At 74.7% G+C, this 13,591-nt stretch carries 13 protein-coding genes; 7 read left to right on the top strand and 6 right to left on the bottom strand.

All coding sequences use genetic code 11. From position 1 onward, the window contains the following. Nucleotides 1–25: 25 nt before the first annotated feature. From ACGFXC_RS07010 to ACGFXC_RS07025, 4 genes are all read right to left on the bottom strand, one after another. Nucleotides 26–802: a class I SAM-dependent methyltransferase gene (locus ACGFXC_RS07010; RefSeq protein ID WP_393710297.1), complete on the bottom strand. Its 777-nt coding sequence runs from the start codon at nucleotides 800–802 to the stop codon at nucleotides 26–28. A gap of 102 nt (nucleotides 803–904) precedes the next feature. Next, nucleotides 905–1,858 carry a transporter gene (locus tag ACGFXC_RS07015; RefSeq protein ID WP_393710298.1) on the bottom strand — a complete coding sequence of 318 codons (954 nt, stop codon included), beginning with the start codon at nucleotides 1,856–1,858 and terminating at the stop codon, nucleotides 905–907. Next, on the bottom strand, nucleotides 1,855–2,829 hold the full coding sequence (locus ACGFXC_RS07020; protein WP_393710300.1) for an ABC transporter ATP-binding protein: 975 nt from the start codon (nucleotides 2,827–2,829) through the stop codon (nucleotides 1,855–1,857). The genes ACGFXC_RS07015 and ACGFXC_RS07020 overlap by 4 nt, the downstream gene beginning before the upstream one ends. Beyond that, nucleotides 2,826–3,245: a GntR family transcriptional regulator gene (locus tag ACGFXC_RS07025; RefSeq protein ID WP_393710302.1), complete on the bottom strand. Its 420-nt coding sequence runs from the start codon at nucleotides 3,243–3,245 to the stop codon at nucleotides 2,826–2,828. The genes ACGFXC_RS07020 and ACGFXC_RS07025 overlap by 4 nt, the downstream gene beginning before the upstream one ends. A gap of 234 nt (nucleotides 3,246–3,479) precedes the next feature. On the opposite strand from ACGFXC_RS07025, the gene ACGFXC_RS07030 reads away from it, so the two are divergent. Together ACGFXC_RS07030 and ACGFXC_RS07035 are read left to right on the top strand one after the other, a co-directional pair. Next, nucleotides 3,480–6,038: a D-alanyl-D-alanine carboxypeptidase gene (locus ACGFXC_RS07030; RefSeq protein ID WP_393710304.1), complete on the top strand. Its 2,559-nt coding sequence runs from the start codon at nucleotides 3,480–3,482 to the stop codon at nucleotides 6,036–6,038. Nucleotides 6,039–6,067: 29 nt separating this feature from the next. Beyond that, entirely contained in the window at nucleotides 6,068–6,586 is a 519-nt protein-coding gene (locus ACGFXC_RS07035; RefSeq protein ID WP_393710305.1) for a GNAT family N-acetyltransferase, read from the top strand. Nucleotides 6,587–6,616: 30 nt separating this feature from the next. Here ACGFXC_RS07035 and ACGFXC_RS07040 read toward each other — a convergent pair whose 3' ends face one another. Beyond that, on the bottom strand, nucleotides 6,617–7,189 hold the full coding sequence (locus ACGFXC_RS07040) for a helix-turn-helix domain-containing protein (protein WP_393710307.1): 573 nt from the start codon (nucleotides 7,187–7,189) through the stop codon (nucleotides 6,617–6,619). 128 nt (nucleotides 7,190–7,317) lie between these two features. Between ACGFXC_RS07040 and ACGFXC_RS07045 the strand changes: the two genes are divergently transcribed. The 4 genes from ACGFXC_RS07045 (at nucleotide 7,318) to ACGFXC_RS07060 (ending at nucleotide 11,313) form a co-directional block, all read left to right on the top strand. Further along, a complete protein-coding gene (locus tag ACGFXC_RS07045) occupies nucleotides 7,318–8,097 on the top strand; it encodes an ABC transporter permease (protein ID WP_393710309.1) in 780 nt (259 codons plus the stop codon). Further along, nucleotides 8,094–8,810 (top strand): ABC transporter ATP-binding protein, encoded by a 717-nt coding sequence (locus tag ACGFXC_RS07050; protein WP_393710311.1) that lies wholly within the window; start codon nucleotides 8,094–8,096, stop codon nucleotides 8,808–8,810. Before ACGFXC_RS07045 ends, ACGFXC_RS07050 begins: the two co-directional genes overlap by 4 nt. A 276-nt stretch (nucleotides 8,811–9,086) precedes the next feature. After that, nucleotides 9,087–10,112, top strand: a complete 1,026-nt coding sequence (locus tag ACGFXC_RS07055; RefSeq protein ID WP_393710313.1) for an ABC transporter substrate-binding protein — start codon at nucleotides 9,087–9,089, stop codon at nucleotides 10,110–10,112. A 91-nt stretch (nucleotides 10,113–10,203) separates the two neighbouring features. Further along, entirely contained in the window at nucleotides 10,204–11,313 is a 1,110-nt protein-coding gene (locus ACGFXC_RS07060) for an aryl-sulfate sulfotransferase (protein WP_393710315.1), read from the top strand. A 94-nt stretch (nucleotides 11,314–11,407) separates the two neighbouring features. On the opposite strand, the gene ACGFXC_RS07065 is transcribed toward ACGFXC_RS07060, so the two are convergent. Further along, nucleotides 11,408–11,608 (bottom strand): hypothetical protein, encoded by a 201-nt coding sequence (locus ACGFXC_RS07065; protein WP_393710317.1) that lies wholly within the window; start codon nucleotides 11,606–11,608, stop codon nucleotides 11,408–11,410. Between the two features lie 342 nt (nucleotides 11,609–11,950). Here ACGFXC_RS07065 and ACGFXC_RS07070 point away from each other — a divergent pair, with 342 nt between their 5' ends. After that, nucleotides 11,951–13,543, top strand: coding sequence for a phospholipase D-like domain-containing protein (locus tag ACGFXC_RS07070; protein WP_393710318.1), 1,593 nt, complete (start codon nucleotides 11,951–11,953; stop codon nucleotides 13,541–13,543). Nucleotides 13,544–13,591: the final 48 nt, after the last annotated feature.

Raw genomic sequence — 13,591 nt, forward strand, 5'->3', positions numbered from 1 at the left:
TCACGCGGGCGTACGCGTACGGACGTCAGGCGGCGGTGACGCGGATCTTGGACTGGCCGTGGCCGAGGAGCTCCCAGTCGTCCATGAAGCGGGCCCGGAGTCCGTGGCGGGCGGCCAGGTCGACGAGGGTCCGGGTGCGGTAGTAGAAGTCCTCACGGAGCACCTGGTGTTCGGTGCCCTCGGTGCGGTCGAAGGTGAAGTCGAACCGGCCGCCGGGCGCGAGCACGCGCCCCACGTGGGCCAGGCACTCGTCGATGACCGGCAGCGGCGAGTGCGAGAACACGCTGTGCGCGTGCACCACGTCGAAGTGGCCGTCGGGCAGGAAGTCGAAGGTCAGGTCCTGGGTGAGGGTGAGGTGGGGCTGCTTGTCCTGGAGACCGCGCTCCGTGAGGGTGCGCTTGGCGGCGATGAGGATGTCGGGCGATATGTCGATTCCGTAGTAGTGGCCCGCCTCCAGGTGGTCGATGAAGCGCCAGCCGGCGCGCAGGTTGCCGCAGCCGATGTCGAGCATGCGCTGCTGCGGGGTGAGGCCGTGGCCCATGAGGTAGTCGAACTGCATCTTGCCGAGGGCCAGCCAGCGCTCGTGGGTCTGGCTGCCGACCGCCGCCTCCGGACTGCGGCCCGCGTCGGAGGCCATGACGGCCCGGTAGTAGTCCACGTGGCCGGGGTGCTTGAAGCGCAGCCAGCTGTCGCGCGCCGCGCGCTTGACGTAGGGGGCGATGCGGGTCGGGTTGCTCAGCGCGTAGCGGACCTTGTGGCCGACGCTGGCGCGGTCGGCGGTGAGGTTCTTCTTGGTTGCCATGAGGGGTCTCCCCTGGGATCCGGACGACGGGCGGTGGTGTGCGTGCGTGCGTACGGGGAACTGCGGGAACGGAGGCCGTCGGGCCGTCGGGCCGTCAGGCCGTCAGGCCGTGCGGCGGCGCAGGACGGTGAGGGCGAGGGCGAGCAGCAGGCCCGCAGCGCCGAGGTACAGGGCGGTGTCGATCCACTGGAGCGTCCAGAAGTCACTGCTCGGATAGACCTTGTGGTAGCGGGCGACGAAGTCGTGCTCGGCCATGCACCGGCGCAGCTCCTCCCCCGAGGTCTGGCAGACGTTCCAGATGGAGTGCTCGCGGCCGTCGGGCGTCAGGTAGCCGAACTCCCCCGTGGACCAGGCGCTGCCGACGGGCCGTTTGGGCGTCATGCCGGGGGTGATCCGGGTCTCGGGATCGATCCAGCCGCGGCGGAAGAACGCCGTGCACGCCATGGCGGTGCCGGTCACCACGACGGAGACGGCCATCGCCGGAACCACCTTGCGCACCAGCAGCCCGGCGAGGGTGCCGACGGTCAGCGCGAACAGGGCGCAGGCCACGGCCGCCGGGCCGGTCGCGTTGTAGATGACGGCGTCGTGCCAGTACGGACCGTCCAGGGTGTTGGCGATCGGCGCCCACCACCAGGCGACGAGTGCCGCGATGACGAGCGAGACGAGCAGCGTGCAGAGCGCCGCGAGGCCGAAGCGGGCGGCGAACCAGCGGCGCGGGCCGACGCCCTGCGTGAGGGCCAGCCCGAACGTCCCGGTCTCCAGCTCCCGGCCGATCAGCGGGGCGCCCCAGAACACCCCGATGAGGGCGGGAAGTGCCAGGCCGAGGGTGCCGAGGATCCGGATGCCGGTGGTGTTGCCGTCCATGATCCGGAAGGTGTCGAGGCCCTCGCAGCCGCCGTTCCAGCCCGGACAGGGGGTCCAGCCGGTGGCGTCGATCAGCGAGACCATCTCGGAGCGCTCGTACACCACCCAGCCCGCGCAGAGCAGCAGTACGGCGGTGGCGGCGAGGATCAGCAGCCGTTGCTGGCGCCAGGCCAGCCAGATGACGCCCTTCACGCGGCGGCCTCCGGGCGGGTCGGGAGGACGGCCGTCGCGGTCGCCGTGGGCGGATCCGCGGGGGTCGCCGGGGTCGCGGGGGTGCGCAGGTGTGCGAGCAACAGGGTTTCCAGGGAAGGGGTTTCGGCCACCCAGCGGTCGTCGGTCCCCTCGGGCCGCGGGGTGCCGGGGGCGGTCCGGACGAGGGCGGTGACCTGACGGCCGGTGACGGCGGCGTGCACGACGGTGCTCCGGTCGAAGGCGCGCGGCAGTCCGTCGCGCTCCATCGGATCGGCCCGGCCGGTGAGCCAGGTGTGCGCGTCGCAGAGGTCCTGGACGTCTCCGGCCAGGCGGACGGAGCCGCCCTTGAGGAGCAGGACGTGGTCGCAGACCTCCTCCAGCTCGGCCAGGACGTGCGAGGACAGCACGATGCTGGCGCCGCGTTCGGCGGCCTCGGCCATCAGCAGGGACATCACCTCGTGCCGGGCGAGCGGGTCGAGGTCGGCCAGGGGCTCGTCCAGCAGGAGCAGGTCCGCACGCTTGCCGAGGACCAGCGCGAGGGCGACCCGGGTGCGGTTGCCCCCGGAGAGCGAGCCGACCCGGGCGTGGAAGGGTATGTCCCCGGAGCGTACGAGGCGTTCGGCGACGCCCTCGTCCCAGTGGCCCGGGTTCAGCATCCGCCCGAGGCGCAGGGTGTCCGCGACGGTGAAGCCGGCGTGCAGCGGCTTGTCCTGGGCGAGGTGGGCCGTGCGGCGGCGGGCCTCGGGGGTGCCGGGGGCGGCGCCGAGGACGCGTATCCGGCCGCCGCTGGGGCGGGCCAGGCCCGCGGCGAGCCGGAGCAGGGTGCTCTTGCCCGCGCCGTTCGGGCCGACCAGGGCGGTGACGTGCCCGGCGGGCAGTTCGATGTCGCACGCGTGCAGGGCCGGGCGTCCTGCGTAGTCCCGGCCGAGCCGGGTGGCCCGTAGGGCCGGCGCGTGGGTCGGATCGCTCACGCCGTGTCCTTTCTCGACGGTCCGGGCGGGGGCCCGGAGCTGCTGAAGCTTTCGTCCACGGCGGCCGCGATGAGCGCCGTGATGTCCTCCCGGTCCAGGCCCGCCTCGCGGGCCCGGGTCATCCAGGCGGCCAGGGCGGTCCGCAGCGGGGAGTCCGCCGCGGCCTCGGGGTGGGACAGGGACCTCCGTACGAAGGTGCCCGCGCCGGGGCGCGGCTCGACGAGCCCTTCGCGCTCCAGCTCCCGGTACGCCTTGAGCACGGTGTTGGGGTTGATCGCGGTGGCCGCGACCACCTCCCGGGCCGTCGGCAGCCGGTCGCCCGGTTCGAGCACGCCCAGGCGCAGGGCCTGCTTGACCTGGGTGACGAGCTGCAGATAGGTGGCGACGCCACTGCGCCGGTCGACTCGGAACTCCATCCTCCACCTCATTCCACTAACACGTTAGTGGAATAGTGCAGAGTCGGAGCGGGCGCGTCAAACCGGCCGCGAGCAGGCGGAGTATGACCGAACCGTCACAGCTCAGGGGGGAGGGAACGGGTGGGGGGTGCGGTACATCTAGGTGATCGGCGGGCCGTACGGCGGCGCGCCGATCGTTGACGATGACGGCGAGAACCGGCGGCGCCGGGTGTGAGCAGCAAGGTGGGGCGCGGGATGAAGGCGGAAACGGTGGCGGACGCGGGGGCCGGGGCGGCGGCGCGGACGCGGGCTGAGGGTGACCCGCAGGAGGGGGCTGCGACGCCGGACCGGCAGAACGCGGAGGCCGGGGGAACCGGCCAGGACCGGGAGTCCATCCGGCCCCCGGCGGACCCCGGCTCGGCGGAAGCGGACGGTCCGGCGGAAGCGGACGGTCCGGCGGAGCCCGGCGGCGCGGACGCGGACGCACCCACGGCCGAAGCCGAACGCGACCCGGCCGAACCGGAGACGGCCCCGGCCGCCCAGGAACCCGCCGCGACGCCGGGGGAACCCGACGAAGCCCCGGCGTCCCCTGCCGACGGCGAACCCGGGCCCGCCCGCGCCCGGAAGGAGCCGGCCGCAGCGCAGGCGCCCACGGCCGACGGCGACGGCGAACGCGAGGCCGACCAGACCCAGTCGGAACCGGCCGACGTACCGGCGGCCCCCGCCAAGGCCGAACCGGAACCCCCCGCGGCCGCGCGGGCAACCGCCGATGCGGAAGCCTCCCCTCCCGGCACCGGGCCCGAAAGGCCCGCGCGGGACCCGAAGGAAGCCGGCGCGACCGAGGCTGCGCCCGCCCGACCGCGCCACCCCGACACCCCGGCGGAAGCGACCCCCGCCAAGGCCGAAGCGGAGCCCGCCCGTACCGGCGCGGGACCGGTCGGCACCCGGGAGAAGAACGCCGGCGCCCAGGCCGACCACCGGCCCACCCCCACGGAAGCACCCCCGGCCACGGCCGAAGCGGAGGCCGACCCGGCACCGGCGGAACCCACCGAAGCGGAACCCACCCGGACCCCGGAGAAGACCGCCCCCGAGGCGGCACCCGAGCACGCCGGAGCGCCCTCCCCCGACGCACCCGACAGCCCGCGCCCGGCAGCGGTTGCGGACACGACGGAAGCTGACGCGGCCCGGCCGGAGGCCACCGCCGAGCGGGCGGCCGGCTCGAAGGCGGGCCGGGACGGCAACGGCGCCGGGGCCCCGGGCGAGCCGCGCCGTCCGGCCTGGGCCGCCAAGAACGGCCCGGCCCCGGCGCGGGCCGCCAAGCCCTCCTGGGCCAAGGCCGACACCGACACCGACACCGACACCGACCCGACCGCGGACGCCCCCGAGACCGACGCCGAGCGGACCAGTCAGTTCGTGGCGCTCAAGCCGCTGGAGGCAAAGCCCGCCCCCGCGACGGAGCCGGCGCGTCCCGTTCGCCCCGAGCCCGTCGAGGTGACGCGCGAGGCCCCGCTGCCCGCGCTCGATCTGCTGGCCGAGCTGACCAACACCCCTCCCCCGCCGGAGACCCCGCGCCGTACGGCCACCCGCCGCGTCAAGGTGTGGACGCCGATCGTGCTGCTGCTCGCCGCCACCGCCGCCGGGGTGCAGCTGGTGCGTCCGCTGCCCGCGCCGGAGCTGGTCGTGGCCGGGGAGGCCTCGTACACCGTGCCCGGGCAGACGGCCATCCCCTGGCCCGCCAAGGGCCAGGGCGCGATCCGCGTGCCCGGCTCGGGCGACATCGCCACCTTCGGCGAGCAGAAGCCGGTGCCGACGGCGAGCGTGGCCAAGGTGATGACGGCGTACGTGATCCTCAAGGGCCACCCGCTGCGCAAGAACGAGGCGGGCCCCGGCATCGAGATCGACGCGGCGGCCGTCGCCGACGGCACCGTCGCGGACGAGTCCCGCATCGAGGGCCTCACCGCCGGGACGAAGTTCAGCCAGCAGGACCTGCTGAAGATGCTGATGATCCCGTCGGGCAACAACATCGCCCGGCTGCTGGCCCGTTGGGACACCGGTTCCACCACCCCGGACGCCTTCGTCGCGAAGATGAACGCCGCGGCGAAGGAACTCGGGATGACGAACACCACGTACACGGATCCCAGCGGCCTCGACGCCGGCACCGTCAGCACCGCCGTGGACCAGCTGAAGCTCGCCGAGGCCGCCATGAAGGAGGAGGCCTTCCGCGCGGTCGTCTCGCTGGGGAACGCGCCGATCAAGGGGCTGACCGCTCCGCTCATCAACAACAACGACCTGCTCGTCGTCCGGGGCCTGAGCGTCTCGGGCATCAAGACCGGTTCGAGCAGCGCGGCCGGCGGCACCCTGTCGTGGGCCGCGTACAAGACGGTCGGCGACGAGACCCCGCTGATCCTCGGCACGCTGATGGACCAGCACGTCGACGGCCCCGACCCGGAGGGCGCGAACAGCCTGAAGCTGGTGAAGGCCAACGCCCGGACGGTCATCGAGGCCGTCCGCGCGGCGCTCGCTCCGGCCCAGGTCATCCGCAAGGGACAGACGGTGGGCCACGTGTCCGACGGGCTCGGTGGCCGGACCCCGCTCGTGGCGACGAAGGACCTGGTCGTGCCCGCCGTGCCGGGGCAGCGGCTGCGGCTGGCACTGGGCAAGGGCGACAAGCCGGTGCCGCACGAGGCGAAGGCGGGGACCGAGGTCGGCACGCTGACGGTCGGGGACGGCAGCGGCGCCAAGAGCGTTCCGGTGGCGGTGGGTTCGGCCCTGGCCGAGCCCTCGTTCGGTGCGCGGATCACCCGGCTCTCCTGAGCCGGGACCCGTCGTGGTTCGATGGCCGGATGGACATCCGGACCCGCGAACCCCATGACCTCGGCGCGTGCGTGCGCATGCTCGCCGAGGTCCACCACGGCGACGGCTACCCGGCCGACTGGCCCGCTTCGCCCGCGCGGTGGCTGTCGCCGTCCGGGCTCCTCGGCGCCTGGGTGGCCGTGGCGCCGGACGGCCCGGCGGCCGGTCACGTCACCCTGTCCCGCAGTGGACCGGGGGACGCCGCGCCGGAGCTGTGGAGCCGTCGGACGGGGACCTCCGCCGGTGCCGCCGCCGTGCTCGGCCGACTGTTCGTCTCCCCGGCGGCCCGGGGGCGGGGGGTCGCCGCCCTGCTGGTGGACCGGGCCGTGCGCGCGGCGGCGGAGCGCGGACTGCACCCGGTGCTCGACGTACTGGATTCCGACGGGGCGGCCGTCGCCCTCTACGAGCGCCTCGGCTGGGACCTGTTGGGCACCGCCCGGCAGCGCTGGAGCCCCACGCGCACGGTCACCGTGCACTGTTACGCCGCGCCCGCGGACCTCCCCGCGTAGCGCCCCACGGACCGCCCCGCCGTACGGCGGCTACGCGTTGGCGATGACCAGCAGCGTCCGGGCCGCCGCTCCGCCCGCCGGGAGCGAGCACCGGTGGGGGACGTCACCCCTGTGGTGGGCGCTCTGGCCGGGGCGCAGCCGCAGCGGCTCCTCGCCCTCCACCTCCAGGAGGATCTCGCCCTCCAGCACGTAGAGGAAGTCCTCCCCGGGGTGCGCGAACCAGCCGCGTTCGCCCCGGCCGGGCTCGAAGTGGTGCTCGTAGGCCTCCATCAGGCCGCTGCGCCCGCCGGGGATGAGCACCCGCGCCACCTGTCCGGCGGTTTCGGTCACCCGGATGACCTGCGGGTCGCTCTCGTGGCTGACGAAGCCCGGGCGGTCCGGGGGCCGCAGGAAGGTTCCCGGGGTGACGTCGAGGGCCTCGGCGATGCGGTAGATCGAGCTGAGGCTGGGGGTGGCCAGGCCGCGTTCCAGCTGGCTGAGGAAGGGCTGGGAGAGGCCCGAGCGGGCGGCCAGGACGGCCATGGACACGCGGCGCGCCGTGCGGCACTCGCGGATCGCCCGCCCGACCTCCAGCGCTTCGGGGGTGGGTTCGGGTCGAGACACGCTGGTGAACGTATCCCATCGGTCCGGCGGGTCCGGGCGGACCCGGAGGGTTTCACATCGCCGCAACACCCCGTTGATAAGCGTGGTCAATTATTGACCTCACTTATCGAGGTACGAGGAGTCGTTCGGTGCATGCCATTCCATCCCCGGCCGGCCGGGCCGTCCGCCGGGTCGTCCCGGCCCTGGGCGCGGCCGGCGTGGTGCTCGCGCTCTGGTTCCTGCTCGCCCGGTCCGGCGCCGTGGCCCCGGGGCTGCTGCCCGGACCCGCCGAGACGGTCGCAGCGCTGGTGGCCGGCGCCCGGGACGGCACCCTGGCCGCCGACCTCGCCGCCAGCCTGGCCCGCGCGGGCCAGGGCTTCGCGCTGGGGGCGGTGGCCGGTGGCGCGCTCGGCTTCGCGACCGGGTACCTGCCCCGGCTGTCCGCCGCAGTCACGCCCCTGGTCTCCTTCCTGCGGCCGATCCCGGCCATCGCGCTGGTTCCGCTGGCCACTGCCTGGTTCGGCATCGGGGAGAGCGCCAAACGGCTGCTGATCGCCTACGCCGTCCTCCTCGCGGTCTGGCTCTACGTACACGACGGGGTCTCGCGGGTGCCGGACTCCTACCTGCGGGCCGCCCGATCGCTGGGGGCGCCGCTGCACCGCCGGTTCACCGAGGTCCTGCTGCCCGCCGCCGCGCCCGCGCTGCTGGCCGCGCTGCGCTACGGGGCGTCGGTGGCCCTGCTCGCGCTGGTCGCCGCCGAACTGGGCGGCGCGGACAGCGGGCTGGCGTACCGGCTCCAGGTGGACGGCCAGTTCCTGCGGGTGGACCGGATGTTCGCGGGGCTGCTCGTCCTCGGGCTCCTCGGCGTGGCCGCCGACCTGCTGCTGGCCGCCGCCGGACGCCGCTTCGCGCACTGGAGCGCGTCATGAGCCTGGACGTACGGCTGGAAGGGCTCGTACTCGGGTACGGGGGCGCGCCGGTGCTGGAGCGCACGGACCTGGAGTTTCCGGCGGGGTCGTTCACGGCGCTGCTGGGGCCGAGCGGCGGCGGGAAGTCGACGGTGCTGAACACGGTGGCCGGCTTCGTGCGGCCCGCGGCGGGCCGGGTGACGGTCGGCGGGACGCAGGTGAACGGGCCGGGACCGGAGCGGGGGGTCGTCTTCCAGCACTACGCGCTCTTCCCGTGGCGCACGGCCCGGGGCAACGTCGAGTTCGCCCTCAAACGGTTCGGGCTGCCCCGGGCGCAACGGCGCGAGCGGGCGCTGGCCGCGCTCGCGGAGGTGGGTCTGGCGGACGGCGCCGAGAAGTACCCGGCGCAGCTGTCGGGCGGCATGCAGCAACGGGTGGCCCTGGCGCGGGCGTTGGCGGCTGCGCCGCAAGTGCTGCTGATGGACGAGCCGTTCGGGGCGCTGGACGCGCTGACGCGGACGCGGATGCAGGTGCTGCTGCGGGAGCTGTGGGAACGCAGCGGGACCACGGTGCTGTTCGTGACGCACGACCTCGACGAGGCGCTCGCTTTGGCGGGGCGGGTGGTGGTCCTCGGCGGCTCCCCGTCACGTGTCCTGGCCGACCACCCGCTCCCCCAGGGCCCTCCGCCCCCGGCCCTGCGGCCCCGGATAGAGGCGCACCTCTTCACCCCCTGACCCCACCCGCCGGTCCGCACGCCCCGCCCCCGGTGCCCGTGGCAGGCCGGGGCCCGTACGCCGCCCCGGCCCCGCGCGCCCGGACCCGGCCCCGCCCCGCCCCGCCACCCCCGCCTCCCCGCCCGGGAACCGACCCGGACCCTCCACCCACCACCCCGCCTCCCGCCCGTAGACCGACCCGGACCCTCAGGCCCCGCTCGCTGCCCGAAGGCCGGCCCGGCTCCTCCGACCACCGCTTCCGTCCCCCGTGCCCGCCACCCAGGAAGGCCCCCTCCCGTGCTCAGACCCCGCTCCCGGACCCGGTCCCGGACCGTCCCCGGGCTCCTGCTGCTCGTCCTGCTCCCGCTGTTCACGGCCACCGCCTGCGCCGGCTCCGGCTCCGGCCGGCCTGAGGGCGGCGGCGGGCGGCGGGCCGTGACGGTGGCCGGCAGCGACCAGCTGGCCGCCGCGCCCCTCTCGCTCGCCCAGCAGCGCTCCCTCTGGACCGCCGAGGGCCTCGACGCCACCGTGACCACCCTCCCCACCGGCCGCGACGCCCTCAACGCCGTCCTCGGCGGCCAGGCCCAGTTCGGCGTCGTGGGCGACCTGCCCGCCGTCACGGCGGCGCTGGGCGGCCGCGACGTACGGATCCTCGCCGACCTCTCCCGCTTCTCGGACTGGCGCCTGCTCACCCGCACCGACCGCGCGATCAGCGGCTTCGGCGCGCTGAAGGGACACAAGGTCGGGGTCCCGCAGGGCACGAACGTCGAGTACGCCCTGTCGCGGATGCTCGCCTCCGCCCAACTGACCCCGGCCGACGTGACGGTGGTCAACCTGGCCCCGAACCAAGTCGCTCCGGCCCTCGCCCGCGGCGACGTCGACGCCGGCGTCACCTTCCCCAGCTTCTACGACGCCGCCCGCACCGCCCTCGGCGCCCGGTACGCCGAACTCCCCTTCTCCGGCTACACCGCCCGCACCCTGCTCGTCGCGGGACCGGGCGCCGACGACGGGGCGGCCACCGCCGTCCTGCGTACGGTGCTGCGCGCACAGCGGGCCGCCGAGGCCGACCCGGCCGCCGCGCGGGCCGCGGTGGTGACCCAGTCCAAGGGCGCCCTGCAGGCCGGGTACGTCGACGCGTTCCAGCCCCGCTACACGTACGGGGCGAGCCTGGCCCCCGAACTCCTCACCGACCTCGCCGCCGAGGCCGCCTGGGCCAAGGCCGCCCAGTCCCTGCCGGGCGCCGCCGATCCGGCCGCCCTGCGCACCCGGCTGCACCCGGCACCGCTGCGCGCGGCCGACCCGGGCGCCGTCACCCTGCCCTGACCCCGCCCCGGCGGCCCCAGCGGCCCCCGCACCCCCGGCGTCCCGGAACCCGGGCGCCCCGAAACCCCGCACCACACCCCAGGAGGACCCCGTGACCATCGACCAGAACACTCTGCGCCGCCGCGGCACCGGCCTGCGCGCCCACCACCCCGAGCTCAGCTTCGGCGGCTACACCCTCTACACGCCCATCGCGGGCGACGGCCGGATCCACCTCGTCGACATCGACGGCCGGCCCGCCCACACCTGGAACTCCCCCCACCCGCCCGGCCGCCAGGCCCAGTTGCTGCCCGGCGGCACCCTCTTCTACGCGGCCAAGGACACCACCGGCCCGAGCCTCTTCCCGATCTGGGACGTCTACCACGGCGGCATCTTCCAGGAACTGGCCCCGGACTCCACCGTGCTGCGCGAGGCCCGCCACCCCTTCCACCACCACGACGCCTCGGTCCTGCGCAACGGCAACCTGCTGATCTGCGCCGTGGAACCGCTGGCTCCGGCGGACGCGGCCCGGATCCGGGGCGGCATCCCCGGCTCCGAGGCGGCGGGCGGGGCGATCTACGGGGACGTGGTCTACGAGATGACCTGGGAGGGCGAGGTCCTCTGGCGCTGGGCGGCGATCGAGCACCTGGACCCGGCGGAGGTCCCGCTGAACCCGCACTTCGCGCGCGAGCACTGGCCGATGGCCAACACCGTCAACGAACTCGCCGACGGCGGAATCGTGGTGGGCTTCCGCAGCGCCTCCACGACGGTGGCCGTGGACCGCGCCGACGGCTCGGTGCGCTGGCGGATCGGCCCCGACGTCCTCGCGCAGCAGCACCATCCGCACGAACTGCCGGGCGGCACGATCCTGGTGTTCGACAACGGGACCTACCGCGACACGACGTCCGTGCCGTACTCGCGGGTGCTGGAGCTCGACCCGGTGAGCGGCGAGCGGGTGTGGTCGTACGAGGACAACCCGCCTCAGAACTTCTACAGCCCCTACATGTCGAGTGCGCAGCGCCTGCCGAACGGGAACACCTTCGTCGCGGAAGGGTCGTTCGGGCGGCTCTTCGAGGTGACGCCCGAGGGGGACGTGGTGTGGGAGTTCGTCGTCCCGGAGTTCGGGGCGTTCAGCCGGGGCACCGGCCTGGAGTCCTCGCGCGGGGCGCAGAACGCGGTCTTCCGCGCCTACCGGTACGCGGCGGAGCAGGTCCCCTGGCTCTGATCCGGCCGGACCGCGAGGGGCGGCCGGACCGGCGCCGGTCCGCCCCCGCCGTCGTGGCGGGGGCGGACCGGTCCGGGCGTCTGCGTCCGGGACGTCAGTTGTTCGAGCCGACGGTGTTGTTGTGGCCCGCGTTGAAGACGTCGTCGGCGGCGAACTGCAGCCAGTCACCGAAGACGAGGGTGTAGCTGGGGCCTTCCGGGATGGTCACGTTCACGTCGGCGCTCGCGGCGCCGGCACCACCGAGCACGATGGCGGCGGTGGCGAGGACGGCGAATGCGGAGCGGACAGATCGCATGAATGACACCTTTCGGGAGGAACGGGAACAGTCCCCGAAAATAGGGCGGTGGGCTGCTCCTGTCCCGGCGGCGTTCCGCGTCGCGCCGAGTCCAATCCGAATGGCCGACACCCCCGATCCCCCGACGGCCCACCGGACGATTTGATTCCGCCACGCCTTCCGGCCGCGCCCGGCCGGGCGTGGAGCCGGGCGTGGAGCCGGGCGTGGAGCCGGGCGTGGCCGGAAGCCGACGGACCGGGGTGAACGGTGGGCTACGGGCTGGTAACTTGCGCGAGTTGATCAAGGCCGGGGCCCGGTTCGCGGTGGCGCCCGGCCGGAGCCACCCCCATCCAAGGAACCACATTGGCACGCACCGTCCGCACGACGGCCCTCACGTTCGCGCTCTCCCTCGCCCTGCTGCCCGGCGCCCCGGCGTTCGCCGCCGACTCCCCCACCCCGCACCTGGACGCGGTGGAACAGACCCTGCGCCAGGTCTCCCCCGGCCTGGAGGGCTCCGTCTGGGAGCGCACCGCCGGCAACCGCCTCGGAGCCACCGTCCCCGGCGGCGCCGACTGGCTGCTGCAGAGCCCGGGCTGCTGGGGCGACCCCGCCTGCGCCGCGCGCCCCGGCTCCGCCCGGCTGCTCGACACGATGCGCCGGGACATCGCGCGGGCCCGGCAGAGCGTGGACATATCCACGCTGGCCCCCTTCCCCAACGGCGGGTTCCAGGACGCGATCGTCGCCGGGCTGAAGGAGGCTGCGCAGCGGGGCGACCGGCTCCAGGTCCGCATCATGGTCGGCGCCGCGCCGCTCTACCACGCCAACGTGATCCCGTCCTCGTACCGCGACGAGTTGGTGGCCGAGCTGGGTCCGGCGGCGGCGAACGTCACGCTGAACGTGGCCTCGATGACCACCTCGAAGACCGGCTTCTCCTGGAACCACTCCAAGCTGGTGGTGGTGGACGGCAATTCGGTGATCACCGGGGGCATCAACAGCTGGAAGGACGACTACCTCGACACCGCGCACCCGGTCAACGACGTCGACCTGGCGCTGTCCGGCCCGGCGGCGGGCTCGGCCGGCCGTTACCTCGACACCCTGTGGGACTGGACCTGCCGCAACAAGGGCAGCTGGACCAGCGTCTGGTTCGCCTCCTCCAACGGGGCGGGCTGCCTGCCCACGCTGCCCCGGCCGGCCGCGCCGGCGGGTGGCGGCGGCGACGTCCCGGCGGTGGCGGTGGGCGGCCTCGGCGTCGGCATCCGGCAGAGCGACCCGTCCTCGGCCTTCCGGCCCGTACTGCCGACGGCCTCCGACACCAAGTGCGGCATCGGCGTGCACGACAACACCAACGCCGACCGGGACTACGACACGGTCAACCCGGAGGAGAGCGCGCTGCGGGCGCTGGTCGCGAGCGCGACCGGGCACGTCGAGATCTCCCAGCAGGACCTGAACGCGACCTGCCCGCCGCTGCCGCGCTACGACATCCGCCTCTACGACACCCTCGCCGCGAAGCTGGTGGCCGGGGTGAAGGTCCGCATCGTCGTCAGCGATCCGGCCAACCGGGGCGCGGTCGGCAGCGACGGCTACTCCCAGATCAAGTCGCTCTCGGAGGTCAGCGACGCCCTGAAGGGCCGGCTGACGGCCCTGACCGGCGACGCGGGCAGGGCCAGGACCGCGATGTGCGACGGTCTTCAGCTGGCGACGTTCCGCGCCTCCGACCGGCCGACGTGGGCGGACGGCAAGCCGTACGCCCTGCACCACAAGCTGGTCTCGGTGGACGACGCGGCCTTCTACATCGGCTCGAAGAACCTCTACCCGTCCTGGCTCCAGGACTTCGGCTACGTCGTCGAGAGCCCGGCCGCCGCCCGCCAGCTGGCGGCCGGGCTGCTGGCCCCGGAGTGGCAGTACTCGCAGGCGACCGCCACGTACGACTACGCGCGCGGCGTCTGCCAGGGCTGACCGGGAGCGGCCGGGGCGCACCGCGCGCCCGGCGGCGCCGCTCCGGCC

The organism is Streptomyces sp. NPDC048507, assembly GCF_043199995.1.
GTDB lineage: Bacteria > Actinomycetota > Actinomycetes > Streptomycetales > Streptomycetaceae > Streptomyces.